Source organism: Pseudonocardia nantongensis (genome assembly GCF_046546495.1).
Lineage (GTDB): Bacteria > Actinomycetota > Actinomycetes > Mycobacteriales > Pseudonocardiaceae > Pseudonocardia > Pseudonocardia nantongensis.
Genome location: NZ_JBKGXT010000007.1, coordinates 1 through 18,380, shown reverse-complemented (window position 1 = coordinate 18,380; position 18,380 = coordinate 1). Strand labels below are relative to the sequence as shown.

The 18,380-nt window shown below is 75.9% G+C and carries 11 protein-coding genes; 10 read left to right on the top strand and 1 reads right to left on the bottom strand.

What is annotated here, in order from left to right:
• Positions 1 to 84: 84 nt before the first annotated feature.
• The 10 genes from ACLFMI_RS09255 (at position 85) to ACLFMI_RS09210 (ending at position 17,501) form a co-directional block, all read left to right on the top strand.
• Entirely contained in the window at positions 85 to 1,026 is a 942-nt protein-coding gene (locus ACLFMI_RS09255) for an alpha/beta hydrolase (RefSeq protein ID WP_410947347.1), read from the top strand.
• A 266-nt stretch (positions 1,027 to 1,292) separates the two neighbouring features.
• Positions 1,293 to 5,774 (top strand): Pls/PosA family non-ribosomal peptide synthetase, encoded by a 4,482-nt coding sequence (locus ACLFMI_RS09250; RefSeq protein WP_410947540.1) that lies wholly within the window; start codon positions 1,293 to 1,295, stop codon positions 5,772 to 5,774.
• A gap of 14 nt (positions 5,775 to 5,788) precedes the next feature.
• The gene (locus ACLFMI_RS09245) at positions 5,789 to 6,535 is read left to right on the top strand and encodes a BPL-N domain-containing protein (RefSeq protein ID WP_410947346.1); all 747 of its coding nucleotides are present in this window, start codon (positions 5,789 to 5,791) and stop codon (positions 6,533 to 6,535) included.
• Between the two features lie 281 nt (positions 6,536 to 6,816).
• Complete coding sequence (locus tag ACLFMI_RS09240) at positions 6,817 to 8,253, top strand: heparan-alpha-glucosaminide N-acetyltransferase domain-containing protein (RefSeq protein WP_410947345.1); 1,437 nt, start codon at positions 6,817 to 6,819, stop codon at positions 8,251 to 8,253.
• A gap of 10 nt (positions 8,254 to 8,263) precedes the next feature.
• Positions 8,264 to 9,739, top strand: coding sequence for a M1 family aminopeptidase (locus ACLFMI_RS09235; RefSeq protein ID WP_410947344.1), 1,476 nt, complete (start codon positions 8,264 to 8,266; stop codon positions 9,737 to 9,739).
• A gap of 107 nt (positions 9,740 to 9,846) precedes the next feature.
• Positions 9,847 to 11,355 (top strand): cytochrome ubiquinol oxidase subunit I, encoded by a 1,509-nt coding sequence (locus ACLFMI_RS09230; protein ID WP_410947343.1) that lies wholly within the window; start codon positions 9,847 to 9,849, stop codon positions 11,353 to 11,355.
• A 9-nt stretch (positions 11,356 to 11,364) separates the two neighbouring features.
• Positions 11,365 to 12,399, top strand: coding sequence for a cytochrome d ubiquinol oxidase subunit II (cydB, locus tag ACLFMI_RS09225; RefSeq protein ID WP_410947342.1), 1,035 nt, complete (start codon positions 11,365 to 11,367; stop codon positions 12,397 to 12,399).
• A complete protein-coding gene (gene cydD, locus ACLFMI_RS09220; protein ID WP_410947341.1) occupies positions 12,399 to 14,225 on the top strand; it encodes a thiol reductant ABC exporter subunit CydD in 1,827 nt (608 codons plus the stop codon). The genes cydB and cydD overlap by 1 nt, the downstream gene beginning before the upstream one ends.
• The gene (gene cydC, locus ACLFMI_RS09215) at positions 14,222 to 15,940 is read left to right on the top strand and encodes a thiol reductant ABC exporter subunit CydC (protein ID WP_410947340.1); all 1,719 of its coding nucleotides are present in this window, start codon (positions 14,222 to 14,224) and stop codon (positions 15,938 to 15,940) included. Before cydD ends, cydC begins: the two co-directional genes overlap by 4 nt.
• Positions 15,941 to 16,157: 217 nt before the next feature.
• Entirely contained in the window at positions 16,158 to 17,501 is a 1,344-nt protein-coding gene (locus ACLFMI_RS09210; protein ID WP_410947339.1) for a GH39 family glycosyl hydrolase, read from the top strand.
• Between the two features lie 43 nt (positions 17,502 to 17,544).
• Here the strand turns inward: ACLFMI_RS09210 and ACLFMI_RS09205 are convergent.
• Positions 17,545 to 18,380: hotdog domain-containing protein (locus ACLFMI_RS09205; RefSeq protein ID WP_410947338.1), on the bottom strand; the 836-nt coding region annotated here is incomplete at its 5' end.

The following is an 18,380-nucleotide window of genomic DNA, read 5'->3' as shown; positions in this document are numbered from 1 at the left end:
CCCGTGTCTGGCCCGGGTGCCCGTGCGCCAGGATGGCGCTCCACCCGACCCGCACCGTGATCAGCGATTACCCCGGGAGCGCCGATGCCCGCCACCCCCGCCGAGACGTCGTTCACCAGCCACGGGACGCGCTGCGCGGCCTGGCACCTGCCGGCGGCCTCGGACACGCTGACCGGGGAGCGCGGCCGGCCGTGCGTGGTGATGGGCCACGGGTTCGGCGCCACCCGCGACTCCGGGCTGCTGCCGTTCGCCGGCCGGTTCGCCGACGCCGGCGTGGACGTGCTGGTGCTCGACTACCGCGGCTACGGCGCGAGTGAGGGCACCGAGGACCCCGCGCTGGCCCAGGACGTGCACCACCGCCGGCACCGGGCCGACTACCACGCGGCGATCGCGCACGCCCGCACGCTGCCCGGCGTCGACCGGGACCGGATCGTGCTCTGGGGCAGCTCCTACTCCGGCGGGCACGTGGTCCCGGTCGCGGCCGCCGACGGCCAGGTCGCGGCGGTGATCGCGCAGGGCGCGGCGATGGACGGGTTCGCGGCGTTGCGGGAGATCGCCCGCTACGCCGGTGCCGGGCGGCTGCTCAGGCTGACCGGGCACGCGCTGCGCGACCTCGCCGGGTCGGTCGCCGGCCGGGCGCCGCACCGGATCCCGGTCGTCGGGCCGCCCGGCAGCGTCGCGGCGATCACCAGCCCGGACGCCGTGGACGGCTACGCCGCGATCGCGGGCCCGTCGTTCCGCAACGAGATGCGGGCCCGCGGCGTGCTGCGGATCCCGCGCAACCGCCCGGTCGCCGCGGCGCCCCGGCTGCGCGCACCGATCCTGGTCGTCGTCGCGGCCCGGGACGCGATCGCGCCGCCGGCCTCGGTCCGGGCGGTCGCCGCGCGGGCCGGCGCCGGGTCGGAGGTGCTGGAGCTGGAGTGCGGGCACTTCGACCTCTACAGCGGCGACGCCTATGAACGCTCCGTCACCACCCAGGTCGACTTCCTGCAGCGGACGCTGCGGACGGTTCCGCCGACCGGCTGAGCGCGCGCCCGCCCCGACCTCCCTCCGACGCTGCCGACTCGGCTGCGCCGTCCGGCGTACGCCCTTGCCCGAGCCGGCTGCCCGGTCGGTGGCTTCGGCCACACTGCGTGATAACGATACCCTATCGCATGCATCTGCTCGTAACACGATCGGGCACCCGGTTCGAACCACCGGGCGCACCACGGCGTCGTGACCGGAACCGCTCCCCGCAGCTCCCACCTCCGGTCGGCCCGGCGCCGTTACGAGGAGAGTGACAGCACGTGACGATGTCCCCGCCCCGTGCGGGCGCCGCCGGCGTGCGCCGGTCCCCGCCCGGCGCGCCGCCCCCGCGGCACCCGGACCGGTTGCACCGGTTCTTCGAGGCGACCGTGGCCCGCCGGCCGGACGCGGTCGCGCTGCAGGACGGTGCCCTCGAGCTGACCTACGCCGAGCTGGACGCCCGGGCCACCCAGCTGGCCCGGTACCTGCAGGACCGCGGGTCCGGCCCGGGCCGGCGGGTCGGCATCCTGCTGCACCGCACCTGGCGCACCTACGCCGCGCTGCTCGCGGTGCTCAAGACCGGCGCCGCGTTCGTGCCGATCGACCCGGCCGCGCCGCCGGAGCGGATCACCTACATCCGTGACGACGCCGGGCTGGACCTGCTGGTCACCACCTCGGATCTGGCCGAGGGCCTGGCGCCGGCCGGGCTGGTGCAGCTGGACCGGTGCGTCGACGAGGTCGTCGCGCTGCCCCGGCATCCGCTGCCGCCGCTGCCTCCCGGGCCCGGCCCGGACGGCCGCCCTGCTACGGATGGCCCTGACCCGCTCGCCTACATCATCTACACCTCGGGCTCCAGCGGCCGGCCGAAGGGCGTCGCGGTCGCGCACCCGAGCATCTGCAACTTCGTGGACGTGATCACCCGGGTGTACGACGTCCGCCCGACCGACCGCGTCTACCAGGGCATGACGATCTCGTTCGACTTCTCGATCGAGGAGATCTGGCCGACCTTCGCGGCCGGCGCCACGCTGGTCGTCGGCCCGACCGACTCGCGGCGGATCGGCGCCGAGCTGGGTGACTTCCTCGCCGACACCGGCGTCACGGTGTTCTGCTGCGTGCCGACCCTGCTCGCCACGATCCCGCGCGAGCTGCCCGCACTGCGCACCCTGCTGGTCGGCGGCGAGGCCTGCCCGGCCGGGCTGGTGGAGCGCTGGGCGCGGCCGGGCAGGCGGATGCTCAACACCTACGGCCCGACCGAGGCCACGGTGACCGCCACCTGGGGCGAGCTGCACCCGGGCCGCCCGGTAACCATCGGCGTCCCGGTGCCGACCTACTCGGTCACGATCCTGGACGACGCGCTGCGCGAGGTCCCGCGCGGCGAGGTCGGCGAGATCTGCATCGGCGGCCCGGGCGTCGCCGTCGGCTACGTCAACCTGCCGGAGAAGACCGCCGACCGGTTCGTCCGGCACCCCGCGGCCCCGCCGAACGGCGACGGGCGGCTCTACCGCACCGGCGACCTCGGCCGGATCGACGAGCGCGGGGAGATCGTCTACCTGGGCCGCGCCGACGACGAGGTCAAGATCCGCGGCCACCGGGTCGACCTGGGAGAGATCGAGACCGTCGCGCTGGAGCTCCCCGACGTGGAGAGCGCGGTCGTCGCGCTGTCGAAGCCGGACGACGGCACCGGCGAGGAGCTGGCCATCTTCGTCGTGCCCGCGGGCACGGCGGGTGCCGCCGGGCCCGCGGGCGCGGTGGACAGCGCCGGGCTGCACGAGCTGCTGCGCACCCGGCTGCCCGAGTACATGGTTCCCGGTTACCTCGAGGTGCTCGACCGGCTGCCGATGATGCCCAGCGGCAAGGTGGACCGGCCGAAGCTGCCCGCCCCGTCCGGGCCGCGGATCGTGGTGGCGGCGGGACCGCTGGTGGAGCCCGGCACCGAGCTGGAGACCCGGGTGCGCGCGGTGCTGGCGGAGGCGCTGTCGCTGGGCCCCGGGCAGGTCTCGGTCGAGGCCGACTTCTTCGACGAACTCGGCGGGCACTCGCTGCTCGCGGCCCGGGTGGTCACCCTGCTGCGCGAGCGCGGCGTGGGCCGCTCCCCGGCGGTCCGCGACCTCTACGACAACCCGACCGTGCGCGGGCTGGCCGGCGCGCTGGACCCGGATGCGGGCACCGGCGACGGCTCGGTCCCGCCGCCCCCGCGGCCCGAGCCGCTGCGGCACTCCCGGCGCCGCTACTCGGCGGCCGGGTCCGCGCAGGCGGCGGCGCTGTTCGTGCTGATGCTGGTCATGACGCTGCCGGTGGCCGGGGTGTACGCCTGGCACGGCGGCCGGGTCGCCCCGGACGTGCTGGCCGAGCTCGCGGCCGGCGCGACGGCGATCTTCCTGCTGCAGCGCTGGCTGCTCGCCCCGCTCGCGGTGCGGGCGCTGACCGCGCGGGTCAGGCCGGGCCGGTACCCGATGTGGGGGCGGGTGCACCTGCGGCTGTGGGCGGCGGACCTGCTGCTGTCCATGTCGCCGCTGCCGGTGCTCTCCGGCGGCCCGCTCGCCGCCGGCTACCTGCGGATGCTCGGCGCCCGGGTCGGCCGCGGCACCCACGTCGGCACCTCGGTGCTCACGCTGCCCGCCCTGCTGCAGATCGGCGACGGCGCGACCGTCGGCTACGGCGCCGCGCTCCGGCCGTGGACCGCGGCGGACGGGTGGGTCACCGTCGCGCCGATCGCGGTCGGCGAGGGCGCGCACGTCGGCGCCAGCTCGGTGGTCGAGCCGGGCGCGGTGATCGGCGCCGACGCCGGGCTCGGCGAGCAGTCCGCGGTGGCCGCCGACCAGGTGATCCCACCCCGCGAGCACTGGGCCGGCTCGCCCGCGGTGCCGGACGCCGTCGACGCGGCGATCGCCGAGCTGGCCGAGCGCGGTCCGGCACCGTCCTGGACCCGCCCGCAGCTGGCGGCCGCGGCCGCCGGGGTGGTCGGGCTGGAGCTGGTCTCGCTGCTCTCGCTGGTCCCCGCGGTCCTGCTGGTGTGGGTCTCGTTGCTGGTGTTCGGCCCGAGGCCGGCACTGGCCGTCGCGGTCGCGGTCGGGCCGGTGTTCGTGCTGACGGTGTGCGTGCTGGTCGCGCTCGGCCGGTGGGCGGTGCGGCCGCGCACCGGACCGGGCGTGTTCCCCGCCCGCTCCGCGCTGGGCCTGCGCAAGTGGTTCGGCGACAAGCTGCTCGAGATGAGCCTGGCCCACACCAACTCGCTGTACTCCACGCTCTACACGGTCGGCTGGCTGCGGCTGCTCGGCGCCCGGATCGGCCGCGGCGCGGAGGTGTCCACCGCCTCGCACCTCGACCCGGAGATGCTGACGATCTCGCAGGGCAGCTTCGTCGCGGACATGGCCAGCGTCGGCAGCGCGACCTTCCACAACGGCTGGATGGTGCGCCGCCCGACGCTGGTCGGGCGCCGCGCGTTCGTCGGGAACGCCGCCGTCGTCCCGGCCGGGTCGTCGCTGGGTGACGAGTCGCTGATCGGGGTCGCGACCGTGCCGCCGCCGTCCGGGGTGCCGAACGAGACGACCTGGCTGGGGTCGCCCGCGATGCACCTGCCGATCCGGCAGGACTCCGGCGACCACCCGGAGTCGATGACGTTCCGGCCGTCCCGGGCCCGGGTCGCCGAGCGGCTGGGCATCGAGTTCCTGCGCGCCACGCTGCCCGCGTCGGCGATCTCGGTGTCGCTCTACCTGTTCCTGCAGGGCCTGTCCGACGTCGCGCGGGCCGCACCGGCCGGGGCGGTGGTGCTCGCCGCACCGGCGCTCGCTCTGGGCACCGCGCTGCTGCTGGTGCTGCTGGTCGCGGCGGTGAAGTGGCTGGTCGTGGGCACCTACCGGACGCGCACCGAGCCGTTGTGGAGCCGTTTCGTGCGGCGCTCGGAGTTCGTCACCGGGCTGTTCGAGGCCGCCGCGGTGCCCGGGCTGCTGAGCATGCTGTCCGGGACGCCGCTGCTGCCGCCGCTGCTGCGGCTGCTCGGTGCCCGGATCGGCCGCCGCACCTGCGTGTCGACCACCTACCTGACCGAGTTCGACCTGGTCGAGATCGGGGACGACGCCGTCGTCGGGCGGGACGTGTCGCTGCAGACCCACCTGTTCGAGGACCGGGTCATGAAGATGTCGACGGTGACCGTCGCCGAGGGCGCGAGCGTCGGTGATCGGTCGATCGTGCTCTACGACGCCGTGGTCGGCGCCGGTACCCGGCTGGATCCGCTGTCGCTGGTGATGAAGGGCGAGCGGCTGCCGGCCGGCACCCGCTGGCGGGGCATCACCGCCCGGTCGGTGCTCGAGCCGGCGGCGGTGCCGGCACACCCTCCGGCGCTGCCGGTTCCCGGCCCGCGCGTCCCGGACCGGGCCGCGGACGAGACCGTCGCGGTGCCCGCGGTACCCGCCCCGGTGCCCGCTCCGCGGGCTGGGTCCGCCGCGGGGACGACCGAGCGGCTGGCCGCGGTCGACCCGGAGCGCACCGTCGTCCTCAACCGGGTCGGCCCGGCCGACGACCCCGGCCACACCCTGCGGATGCGCTCGGTGTTGGCCGGCCGCTCGACGCCGCGGCGGTCCGGGGCCGGCCGGCACCGCATCGCCGGCCCGCGGGTGCTCGACCGCGCGGAGCCCGTCCTCACCGAGACGGCCCGGATCCGGACCGACCGGGGACGGGCCCAGCACCGGCTCGCCGACCGGGCCCCGGAGCACGCCGGGACCGCGGCCCCGCACGGGAGCGATCAGCGGCCCGGGCCGGGCGCCCGGTGATGCTGCGCGGACGGATGGGACTGGGCGGACGGATGGGACTGGGCAGGCCGATGGGACTGGTCCGCTCCCGCACCCCGGACGCCCGGCCGACCCGTGCGGCCGGTGGCCGCCCGGTGGCGCTGGTCTACCGGGGGCCGGCGTCCCGGCCGACCGGGTGCGCCGAGTCGGTGGCCGCGCTGCTGGCGTCCGGGCGGCACGGTTTCGACGTGCGCTACGTCGGGCCGCGCGAGGAGCTGCCGCTCACCGCGGCGACGCTCGCCGGGGTCGCGCTCTACGCCCAGCCCGGCGGCGGGACCCTGGCGTCGGCGTGGCGGGTGATGCGCACGGCGCGCGACCCGCTCCGCGCGCACGTCGCCGCCGGCGGCCGCTACCTGGGGTTCTGCCTCGGTGGCTACCTGGCCGGGGCGACGCCGGGCTTCGGGCTGCTCCCCGGCGACACCGACCGGTGGATCGACTCGGCCGGCGCGACCGTCGGCCACGACGGCGACGCGCTGCTCCGGCTCGACTGGCGCGGCCGCGAGCGTGAGCTGTTCTTCCAGGACGGCCCGCACTTCCTGCTCGACCCGGACGCCGGCGGCACCGTCCTCGCCCGGTACCCGAACCGGGAGGTCGCCGCCGCGGTGACCCCGTTCGGGGCCGGCCGGGTCGGTGTCGTCGGGCCCCATCCGGAGGCGGGTCCGGACTGGTTCTCCGACGCCGGGCTCCCCGGGGCCGACGCCCGCGACCTGGGCCTCCAGCTGATCGACGAGGTGATGGCGTGACCCGACCGACTCCCGGCCCCGACCGGACGACGCCGACGGCGGCCCACCCGTCGGGCCCGGAGTACCGGGGCCAGGACACCGCGGCCCGGCCGTCAGCCGTGCCGCGCCAGGCCGCTGCGGCCCGACCGTCACCCGTGCCGCGCCAGAACACCGCGGCCCGGCCGTCACCCGTGCCGCGCCCACGCCCGGCGCGACCGGTGCCGGAGCGTCCCCGCCCGGAGCCCCGGCCGGCCGTGGCGCACCCGTCGATCCCGACTCCGCGCGCGCAGGAGGTGCCGACCGTGAGCCGGCCGGCCCGGTCACCGGCTCCCGGTACGACACGAGCGACGGCCCCCGCCCCCGATCGGCAGTACGGATCCGCCGCGCGGCCGCGCCCGGACTCCGAGGCCACCCGCACCGACCGGTTCGCCGCGCCGGCGGCCACCGGCTGCCACCCGGCACCACCACCGGCCGCGACCGACACCACGGCCGGATCGGCAGGTCCCCGGCCCGGGGGACGGCTGCTCGGCGTGGACGCCACCCGCGGGCTCGCACTGTTCGGGATCATCGCCGTGCACGCGCTGGTCGAGACCACCGAGGAGGGTGTCCCCACCGCCAGCTACCTGGTCTTCGGCGGACGCTCGGCCGCGCTCTTCGCGCTGCTGGCCGGCGTCTCGTTCGCGTTCATGACCGGGCGGGCCCGGGTGCGTCCCGGACCGGAGCTGTCCGCCACGGCGGCGATGCTGGCGACCCGGGCCGGCGTCCTGCTGCTGCTCGGCCTGGCGCTGAGCTGGACCGACCCGACGATCGCCACGCTGATCCTGCCCTACTACGCGATCGCGTTCCTGCTGGCGATCCCGCTGGTCGCGCTGCCCACCCGGGTGCTGGCGCCGCTGGCGGTGGCGCTGTGTGTCGGGGTGCCGGTGCTCTCGCACCTGCTCCGCCCGTTCCTACCGCAACCCGACCTGACGAACCCGTCCGTGACGGAGCTGTTCACCGACCCGCTCGGCCTGCTGTCCGAGCTGGCGGTCACCGGGGCGTATCCGGCGGTGATCTGGCTGGCCTACATGGCGGTCGGGCTCGTCGTCGGGCGGCTGCGGCTGTCGTCGGTGCGCACGGCGGCCGCCCTGGTGGCCGGCGGGACGGCGACCGCGCTCGCCGCGACCGGCGTCTCGATGGGGCTGCTCGGCCCGGCCGGCGGCTACGCCGCGATCGCGGCGGCGAGCCCGCCGCAGCTGCTGGACACCGCCCCGACGATCGCCGACGTCGTCACCGGTTCCCCGGGCGGCGTCGCCCCGACCACCACCTGGTGGTGGCTGGCGACCGTCGCGCCGCACTCGGGCACCCCACTGGACGTCCTGCAGACGACCGGCTCGGCGCTGGCCGTCCTCGGCGCGATCCTGCTGGCCGCCGGGATCACCGCCGGCGGCCCGGCCCGGGCGCTCGGGCCGCTGCTGCGCCCGCTCGCCGCGGCCGGCTCGATGACCCTGACCTGCTACGTCGGGTCGGTCCTGTTCATGAACTCGCCGCTGGACGTGTTCGGACCGGTGGAGGGCTACCTCTGGCAGATCGGCGTGGCGACGGCGGCCGCCGTCGCCTGGCGCCGGGCCGTCGGCCGGGGGCCGCTGGAGACACTGGTGTCGGCACCGGCGCACGCGGTGCGGACCCGGATCCGCGATCGGGTGGCGTCGGCGGAGCACCCCGGCACGCCGGTCGCAGCGGGGCACCGACGTCGCTAGCCTCGCCTCCATGATCGATCCGACCCGGCGGTGCCGCGCTCTGGCCGGGGTCGCGGTCGTGCTGGCCGTACTCGCCGGCTGCTCCGCCGGGGTCCCGGGTACCGAGCGCGCCGCGCCCCGGCCGGAGCGCCCGGTCGTCGACGCCACGCTGGACATGGCACCGGACCTGTCGTCGGCGAACGGCACCCAGACGGTCCGCTTCACCCCGGACACCCGGGTCTGCGAGCTGGTGTTCCGGCTCTGGACGAACCGGCCGAGCGCCGTCCGCGCCGGGAACTCGGCGGAGATCACCAGCGCCGCGGTGGACGGTAACCCGGTCCGGCCACGGACCGAGCCCGCCGGGGCCCCGGACGGCGCCCCCGGCACGCTGGTCGAGCTCCCGCTGCCGGCCTGCGCCGAGGCCGGGTCCCCGGTGACCGCCGAGCTCGGCTTCCGGATCACCCTGGGCGCCGACTCGCGCGAACGGATCGGCCACTCCCCCGACGCCGGGACCGCCTGGCTCGGCACCGCGCTGCCGGTGCTGGACCGGGTCCGCGACCGCGGCTGGGTCCGGACGCCGGCGGTCGGGATGTCCGGCGAGACCGTCGTCGCCGAGGACTTTCGGCTGAACTCGCTCGCGGTCACCGCGGACGACGACCAGCAGGTGGTGGGCGTCGGCACCCCGACCGGCAGCACGACGCCGTCCCCCGGGCGCAGCACCCGCACGTTCACCGCCGACGCGATCCGGGACGTCGCGGTCGCGGTCGGCGACTACCGGATCACCGAGACCACCGTCGGCTCGACCCGGGTGCACGTCGCGCTGCCGACCGCAGGCCGGGCCGGCGCGGACGAGGACGGGGCGAGCGAGGACGGGGCGAGCGAGGACGGCGCGCTGCGCGGGACCGCCCGGGAGTGGTCGGACGAGGTCGCCGCGTCGCTGCCCGCCCTGGAACGGCTGCTCGGCCCCTACCCCTACCCCGACCTGTGGCTGACGGTCGTCCCGACCCTGAGCGACGGCGTCGAGTTCCCGACCCACCTGCAGTTCGGCGACGTCCGGGACGGCACCCGGGGATCGCTGGTCGCCCACGAGCTCGCACACATGTGGTTCTACGGGCTGGTGGGCAACGATCAGGGCCGCGACCCGTGGCTGGACGAGGCGTTCGCGACCTACGCCCAGGCCGTCGTCGCCGGGCAGCGCGACCAGTACCGGATCGAGGACTTCGGCCCGGGTGAGGTCGCCGGCCCGATCGGCGCGCCGATGTCCTACTGGGACTCGCGTGGCGGGTTCAGCGCGCTCGTCGACGGCGTGTACGACCAGGGCGCGGCCGCCCTGCTGGAGGGCCGCGACGCCGCCGGTGAGCAGCGGTTCGACGAGGCGATGCGCGGCTACATCGCCGAGAACGCGCACCGGGTCGCGGCGCCCGCGGACGTCGAGGAGGCGTTCGCCGACTCCCCCGAGGTGCTGCAGGTACTGCGCGAGCACGGCGCCTTCGCCTTCTCCCGGTAGCCCGGCGCGCGCACGTGTCCGTCGTTACCCGGCCACACTTCGCGTCGATCTTCTACTTCCGGTAGAACTACTACTGGGAGTAGAAGTTCGCGGAGGGCGGGACCGGAATGGACGCGCTGGACCTGGCACGCTGGCAGTTCGGGATCACGACCGTCTACCACTTCCTCTTCGTGCCGCTGACGATCGGCTTGTCGGTGATCGTCGCCGCGCTGCAGACGGCGTGGTACCGCACCGGACGCACCGAGTACCTGCGGGCCACGAAGTTCTTCGGCAAGCTGTTCCTGATCAACTTCGCGATGGGCGTGGTCACCGGGATCGTCCAGGAGTTCCAGTTCGGGATGAACTGGAGCACCTACTCCACCTTCGTCGGCGACGTCTTCGGCGCCCCGCTGGCGATGGAGGCGCTGGTCGCGTTCTTCCTGGAGTCCACCTTCATCGGGCTCTGGATCTTCGGCTGGGACCGGCTGCGCCGGGGCGTGCACCTGGCCTGCATCTGGGCCGCCGCGATCGGCTCGAACCTCTCGGCGTACTTCATCCTGGCCGCGAACGCCTGGATGCGGAACCCGGTGGGTCACCAGGTCGACCAGGCCACCGGCCGCGCCCGGCTCACCGACATCGGCGCGGTGCTGGCCAACCCGCAGGCCTGGTCGACCTACTTCCACGTCGTCGCGGCGGCGTTCGTCATCGCCGGGCTGTTCGTGGCCGCCGTCAGCGCCTGGAAGATCGCCCGCGAGAAGTGGCCCCGCAACCACGACACGGCACCGCACACCTCCGAGCGGGAGCTGTTCCGCACGAGCCTGCGCGCCGGGTTCCTGGTCACCGCGATCGCCGGCGTGCTGCTGGTCGCCTCCGGTGACCACCAGGCGAAGCTGGCCACCGAGCACGAGCCGATGAAGATCGCCGCCGCCGAGGCGTTGTGGCAGACCGAGGAGTCCGCCGGGTTCTCGCTGTTCGCGGTGGGTGACATCCACGGCAGCCGCAACCACATCAACGTGCAGATCCCCGCCGTGCTCAGCGTCCTGGCCACCGGCGACCCGTGGGGCACCGTGCAGGGCATCGAGAACGTCCAGGCCCAGTACGAGGCGTTCTACGGCCCCGGCGACTACCGGCCCAACATCGCCGTCCTGTACTGGTCGTTCCGGCTGATGATGGGCCTCGGCCTGAGCGGGGTCGCGGTCGCGGTCGCCGGGTTGTGGCTGACCCGCCGCGGGCGGCTACCGGGCCGCCGGTGGATGTACCGGGTCGTCGTCGCGGCGTTGCCCGCCGCGCTGGCCGGCAACATCTTCGGCTGGATCCTCACCGAGATGGGCCGCCAGCCCTGGACGGTGCACGGCGAGCTGCTGACCGCGGCGAGCGTCTCCCCCGGCGTCAGCCTGGGCCAGGTGGCGTTCTCGCTGACCGCGTTCACGCTGCTCTACGGCGTGCTGGCGGTCGTCGAGGTGGCGCTGCTGTTCCGCTACGTCAAGGCCGGTCCGGCGGCCGCCGTGCCCTACACCGACGAGCCCTACACCGACGAGCCCTACACCGACGAGCCCTACACCGACGAGCCCGACACCGAGGCACCCGACGGCTCCGGCTCCGGCTCCGACCGCCACGATCCGGCCTTCAGCTACTAGGAGCACACGATGGACCTGCCCACGATCTGGTTCCTGGCCGTGACCGTGCTCTGGACCGGCTACCTGGTCCTGGAGGGCTTCGACTTCGGCGTCGGGATGCTGGTGCGCGGTCTCGGCCGCACCGAGGAGGACCGGGAGGTCGCGCTCGGCGCGATCGGCCCGGTCTGGGACGGCAACGAGGTCTGGCTGATCACCGCGGTCGGCGCCATGTTCGCCGCGTTCCCGGCCTGGTACGCGGCCACCTTCTCCGGCTTCTACCTGCCGGTGCTGTTCGTACTGCTGGCGCTGATCGTGCGCGGGGTCGGGCTGGAGTACCGGCACAAGCGCGAGGACGCCGCGTGGAAGGCCCGCTGGGACGCCGCCATCGGGATCGGCTCGCTGGTCCCGGCGTTCGTCTGGGGCCTGGTGCTGGCCAACCTGGTCCGCGGGCTGCCCACCGTGGCGGGCCCGGCCGGGAACGGCGCGAACACCGTGGTCACCGCCGGGCTCGGGGACCTGTTCAACGGCTACGCCGTGCTCGGCGGCGTGGTCACCACGGCGCTGTTCCTGCTGCACGGCGCCGTGTTCCTGGCGCTGAAGACCGACGGCCCGGTCCGGTACCGGGCCCGGCGGCTGGCGGTGCGCGCGGTCGTCCCCGTGCTGCTGCTGACGGTCGCCTTCCTGACCGCCACGCTGGTCCTGCGCGATCCGTCCTGGACCACTCCGGTGGCCTGGGCGTCCGGACTGGCGCTGGCGCTCGCCGGGTTCGCCCTGCTCCTCGGCCGTGAGGGCTGGGCGTTCACCGCCACCGCGACGGCGGTCGGCGGGCTGTCGGTGGTGCTCTTCGGTCAGCTGCACCCGGAGCTGCTGGTGAGCACCACCGACCCGGCGCAGACCCTCACGGTGGCCGGGGCGGCGTCCGCGCCGTACACGCTGACCGTGATGAGCTGGGTGGCCGGGGTGTTCCTGCCGCTGGTGCTCGTCTACCAGTCCTGGAGCTACTGGGTGTTCCGCAAGCGGCTCGGCGGCCCGCGGGTCGACCCGGCGGCGGTCCCGGCACCGTGATGAGCACCCCCGCCGCACCGGTCACCGGGGGGCCACCGGTCGACCCCCGGCTGCTGCGCACGGCGAGCGCGGTCCGGGTCCAGCTGCTGGTCGCCGTGGTCTGCGGGACGGCGCTGACCGGGCTGATCCTGGCCCAGGCGTGGCTGCTGTCCCGGGCGGTCGCCGGGGCGACCGCCGGCGCACCGGCGGCCACCCTGGTCCCGCTCGCGCTGGCCGTCGCCGGGGTGGCACTGGCCCGCGCGGTACTGGCCTACGGCGCCGAGGCCGCCGCGCTGCGCGGCGCCGCGCGCGCCAAGTCCCAGCTGCGGATGCGGCTGGTCCGCCGGCTGGCCGCGGGCCCGCCGGACCCGAACCGCTCGACCGGGGAGACCGTCACCCTGGCCACCCGCGGCCTGGACGCCCTGGACGACTACTTCGCCCGCTACCTGCCCCAGCTGGTGCTGGCGGTGCTGGTCCCGGTGGCCGTGCTGGTCGTCGTCGCCGGGGCGGACTGGCTCTCGGCGCTGGTCGTCGCGGTCACGCTGCCGCTGATCCCGCTGTTCATGGCGCTGGTCGGGATGCACACCCGGGCCCGCACGGAGCGGCAGTGGCGGCTGCTGTCCCGCCTCGGCGGGCACTTCCTCGACGTCGTGCAGGGGCTGCCGACGCTGGCGCTGTTCCGGCGGGCCACCGTCGTCGCGGGGAAGGTCCGGGAGACCACCGACGAGCACCGCCGGGCCACCATGGGCACCCTGCGGGTCGCGTTCCTGTCCGCGTTCGTGCTGGAGCTGGTGGCCACCCTCGCCGTCGCGCTGGTCGCCGTCGAGGTCGGCCTGCGCCTGCTCTACGGGAACCTGGACTACGCGACCGCGCTGTTCGTGCTGGTCCTGGCCCCGGAGGCGTACCTGCCGCTGCGCGAGGTCGGCTCCCGGTTCCACGCCAGCATGGAGGGCGTCGCCGCCGCACGGCAGGTCTTCGACGAGATGGACCGCCCGGTCACCGGGGCCGCGGGCGGCCGCACCGCTCCTCCGGCCGCACCGGCGGCAGGCCGTGGGCTGACGGTCGACGGGCTGCGGGTCCGCTACCCCGGGGCACCCGCCGACGCGCTGGCCGGGCTGTCGCTGACCGTGCGCCCCGGCGAGTCGGTGCTGCTGGCGGGGGCGTCCGGATCGGGCAAGTCCACCCTGCTCGGCGTGCTGCTCGGGTTCGTCGCCCCGACCGGCGGCTCGGTCACGGTCGACGGCACGGTCGACGGCACGGAGCGGAGCTCCGGCGGAACGAGCATCGGTACCGACCTGGGCGAGCTCGACCTCGACGCGTGGCGGCGCACCGTCGCCTGGGTCCCGCAGCGACCGCACCTGTTCGCCGGGTCGGTCGCGGACAACGTCCGGCTCGGGGCGGGCGGGTACGGCGCCACGGTCTCCGACGCCGACGTCCGGGAGGCGGCGCGCCGGTCCGGGCTGGACGCGGTGGTCGCGCGGCTGCCGCAGGGCTGGGACACCCCGCTCGGGGAGGGCGGCAGCCGGCTGTCGTCCGGGGAGCGGCAGCGGGTCGCGTTGGCCCGGGCGTTCCTGCGGGGCGCGCCGCTGGTGCTGCTCGACGAGCCGACCGCGCACCTGGACCCGGACTCGGCCGAGGCGGTCCGGTCGGCGGCCGCGGAGCTGCTGCGCGGCCGGACCGCGCTGGTCGTCGCGCACGACGCCGGCTGGGACCGGCACACCGACCGCGTGGTGCGGCTGCACGAGGGCCGGGTCGCCGAGCAGGACGGCCCCGGATCCGCAGCTCCCGGCACGGGGACAGCCGCGACCGGCCCGGCCGCGACCCGGTACGCGGAGGCCCGCCGATGAACACCCGGACCGCCCCGTCCGGCCCCTGGGCGCTCGCCCGGGAGGCGCTGCGCCCGCGGGCCCGCGGCGTCCTCGGTGGAGCGCTGCTCGGCGCGCTGGCCACCGCCTGCGGCGCCGGGCTGCTCAGCCTGGCCGCCTGGCTGCTCGCCACCGCCGCCCAGCACCCGTCGGTGACGGCGCTGAGCGTGGCCGTGGTGCTGACCCGCGCGCTCGGCGTCGGCCGCGGGGTCGCCCGCTACCTCGAGCGGCTGGTCGGGCACGACGCCGCGCTGCGCGCGCTGGCCGACATGCGCGACCGCGTCTACGCCCGGCTGGCCGCGACCGAGCCGGTCCGCCGGTTCCGGTCCGGCGACCTGGTCTCCCGGCTGGTCAGCGACACCGACTCGGTGCAGGACCTGGTGGTGCGGGCCACGGTGCCCGCGGTGTCCGCGGCCGTGGCCGGCACCGGCGCGGTGCTGCTCGCGACCGCGCTGGCCGTCCCCGGCGGGCTGCTGCTCGCCGCCGGGCTGGTGCTGGCCGGTCTCGCCGTCCCGGCCATGGCCGCGGCGCTGTCCCGCGGACCCGCCGCCCGCGCCGCGACGGCCCGGACCCGGCTGGCCACCGACCTGGTCGACCTGCTCGACGGCGCCCCGGACCTGATCGCGAACGGCGCGATGGACCGGGCGGTCGCCCGGGTCGCCGACGCCGACGCGGAGCTCACCCGCACCGCCCGCCGGGACGCCGCGACGCTCGGCCTCGGCGCCGGTGCCGGAGCCCTGGTCGCCGGGCTCACCCTGGCCGGGACGCTGCTGCTCGGCGTGGCCGCGGTGGACGCCGGCACGCTGGCCGCGGTGCCGATGGCGGTGCTGGTGCTGACCGCGCTGGCCGCGTTCGAGATCGTCGCTCCGCTGCCGGCAGCCGCGGCCCGGCTGGCCGCGGTGCGGACCGCGCTGGCCCGGCTGGTGCCGGTGCTCGGCGCGGAACCGTCCGTACGTCACCGCGCACCAGGGGCCCGCCCGCTGGCCCGGCGCGGCGACCTGCGCATCCGCGGCCTGACCGTCGACCACCCCGGCCACCGGGTACTGGAGGGCGTCGACCTCGACGTCCCCGCCGGCGAGGTGGTCGCGCTCGTCGGGGCCAGCGGCTCGGGCAAGTCGACGCTGGCGTCGGTGCTGTTCCGCTTCCTCGACCCGGTCGCCGGGTCGGTCACGCTGGGCTCGGGTGCTTGCGACGGCGAGGAACTGCTGACCCGCCCGCCGGACGAGGTCCGCGCGGTGATCTCCGGCGTCCCGGCCGACCCGCACGTGTTCGACTCCACGGTCCGGGAGAACCTGCGGCTGGCCGCGCCGCAGGCCGACGACACCGCCCTGGCCGCGGCGCTGCACCGGGTCGGCCTGACCGGGCTCGGCCTCGACGACCGGGTCGGCGCGCACGGCGGCCGCCTCTCCGGGGGCATGCGACGCCGGCTGGCCCTGGCCCGCGCCCTGCTCGCCGACCCGGCGGTGCTGGTGCTCGACGAGCCCACCGCACACCTGGACCCGGACACCCGCGACGCCGTGCTGGACGACCTGCTGGCCGCCGCGCGGGGCCGCTCGGTGCTGCTGATCACCCACGACCCGGTGGTGCTGGACCGGGCCTCGGCGGTGTACACGCTGCGCGACCGGCGGCTGACCAGGGGTACCGGGGCTGCCCGCGAGGCACCCGAACCTCCCGCCTACCCTGCTCCGAACGCCTGAACGCACCGCCCGCGGACGCTCTCAGGTCGATCTCAGGGGGCCGCTGCCACCCTGGGATCCGGTCAGCTCGCAACACGGTCTCGCGGGCGGGCCGACCACCGTGTCCCGACCGTGTCAGAACGTGAGGTCCCCCGTGCGAGCGTCACGCCGTCCCCACCCGACGTCGTCGCCGGAGTCACCGGCGACCCGGCCCGGCCGGTCCCGCCGTGTCACCGGCGTGGCCGCCGGCGTCGTCGCGCTGCTGGCCCTGGCCTCGTGTTCCACCGGCACCGGCGGCTCCGGGCCGGACGGCGCACCGGCCTCGGCGCTGGAGGCCTCGGCGGGCGCGCTGGACCTGGACAACGGGTGGAACTGGTCGCCCCAGCCGAACCCGATGGAGATCGGCGTCACGCACACCCAACGGAGCCTGGACGACACCGAGAACCCGGAGGCCCGCCAGCGCGGCACCGAGATCCTCTCCAGCCTCGGGCAGGAGTACCAGAACCACCACCTCATGGGCTTCGGGACGCTCAACCCGGAGCCGGCGCCCGACCAGTACGAGTGGGACTCGCTGGACCGCCGGATGCAGCTGACCGAAGAGACCGGTGGCAAGGCCATGCTCACGCTGTGCTGCGCCCCGGACTGGATGAAGGGCGGCCCGCCCGGCGTCACCAACTGGGACAAGCTCGAGGACGACGTCCGGCCGGAGTACTTCCGTGACTACGCCGAGCTGTCCGCCGAGGCGGTCAAGCGCTACCCGCAGGTGGACCGGGTCCTGGTCTGGAACGAGCTCAAGGGCTTCTACAAGCAGGACGAGAACCGCTGGGACTACGAGGGCTACACCGCCCTCTACAACGAGGTCTACCGGGCGGTGAAGGAGGTCCGCCCGGACGTCCAGGTCGGCGGCCCGTACCCGGTGATGTCCAGCGTGCCCCCGGACTCGCCGGACGCCTCGGACATCCGCGGCCCGTGGGGGGCCCTGGACCAGCGCCCGCTCGACGTCCTGGAGTACTGGCTGGCCAACAACGTCGGTGCCGACTTCATCGCCGTCGACGGATCGACCACGAACCGCGGCGAGCAGGACGCGATCTCGCCGGTGGACGTCGGCGCGCAGAAGTTCGCGGTGATCGACGACTGGATCAAGCAGCGGACCCAGCTGCCGATCTGGTGGGCCGAGTTCTACGCCAACGTCCCGGCCGACGCCCAGGCCGGCTACGACAGCCCGGCCAGCACGGTCTCCACGCTCGCGGTGCTGCAGGCGATGGCCCGCTCCGGCAGCTCCGGGGCCCTGCTCTGGGGCCCGGAGGGCAGCGACGACCTGGAGTACTCGTCGCTGTGGACCCCGGCCGTCGAGGCCTCCGGCGGGCAGCCGACGCCGCTGACCGACGCCTGGCGCTGGCTGATCCCGCGGCTGCGCGACGGCGACGTCGAGCTGGGCCGGATGCAGGGCACCACGCTCGGCGCGTTCCGGGCCCCGGACGGCTCCGCGTTGATCATGAACCTGAGCGCGGACCCGGTTCCGGTGCCCGGCCAGGAGGACCTCCCCGGGTGGGCCGTCGTCCCGCTGGAGAGTGCGGCGTGAACGCCCCGTGAGCGGATATCGCGGTCGTGACCGCGATATCCGCTCACGAGGCGTTGCGGGTCACCGTGGCGGTGGCGGCCGGTTTGCCGTCCGGGCGGACGACGGCGGCCCGCAGCACGCCGAACGACCGCCCGCCGTGCACCACCTCGACCGGCACCGTGTTGAGCTCGGTGGTGTCGGCCGGACGCAGGTAGGTGACGTGCAGCGACCCGGTCCGGTGCGGGTTCCCCGCCGGGCCGGGCAGTGCGGCCACCGCCGCGATCTCGCAGGCCGCGGCCAGCACCCCGCCGTGCACCGTGCCGCGCTCGTTGCCGAGGGCGGGCGAAGGCGCCATCGCCAGTACCCCGTCCGGACCGGGGGTCAGGCCGAGCACAGCGGCCGCGTCGCCGTCCGGGCCGGGACCGGGCGGCGGGCCGTCGTCGAGTTCCGGGACCTCGGGGATGAACCGGCCCCACTCGGTACCGATGCCGAGCAGGTCGCCGCCGGGCCCCCGGATCTCCCCGCGGGCCAGCACGGTCGCGCCGGCCGCGTGCACCGGCCAGGCCAGCACGGTCAGCGTGCCCTCGCCGGGCAGCGGGCCGAACAGGTCGATCGTCATCTCGGTGGTGACCGCCCAGTGCCCGTCCGGCCGGGCGTTGATCGTCGCCTGGCCGAGCGCGGCATCCAACAGCACGCCGAGCGAGCCGAGCCCGGGCCGTCCGTCCGGGCCTGTGCACCACGGGCCGGCTGCCATCGTCTGTTCCACGGCGGGGCCCAGGTGCCCGGCCCGCTCCGGGTCGGGCAGGTCCGCGCGGGCCAGCACCGGGCCGACCCGGAACAGCCGGTCCGGACCGCTCGGCGGGCACAGCAGCAGCGGCGGCCGGTCCGGACCGGCTGTTC

What these genes read in the sequence shown, in the direction of transcription:
- cydD (WP_410947341.1), top strand. Translation starts at nt 12,399, where the DNA reads ATGAGCACCCCCGCCGCACCGGTCACCGGGGGGCCACCGGTCGACCCC.
- ACLFMI_RS09230 (WP_410947343.1), top strand. Translation starts at nt 9,847, where the DNA reads ATGGACGCGCTGGACCTGGCACGCTGGCAGTTCGGGATCACGACCGTC.
- ACLFMI_RS09250 (WP_410947540.1), top strand. Translation starts at nt 1,293, where the DNA reads ATGTCCCCGCCCCGTGCGGGCGCCGCCGGCGTGCGCCGGTCCCCGCCC.
- ACLFMI_RS09245 (WP_410947346.1), top strand. Translation starts at nt 5,789, where the DNA reads ATGGGACTGGGCGGACGGATGGGACTGGGCAGGCCGATGGGACTGGTC.
- cydB (WP_410947342.1), top strand. Translation starts at nt 11,365, where the DNA reads ATGGACCTGCCCACGATCTGGTTCCTGGCCGTGACCGTGCTCTGGACC.
- ACLFMI_RS09255 (WP_410947347.1), top strand. Translation starts at nt 85, where the DNA reads ATGCCCGCCACCCCCGCCGAGACGTCGTTCACCAGCCACGGGACGCGC.
- cydC (WP_410947340.1), top strand. Translation starts at nt 14,222, where the DNA reads ATGAACACCCGGACCGCCCCGTCCGGCCCCTGGGCGCTCGCCCGGGAG.
- ACLFMI_RS09235 (WP_410947344.1), top strand. Translation starts at nt 8,264, where the DNA reads ATGATCGATCCGACCCGGCGGTGCCGCGCTCTGGCCGGGGTCGCGGTC.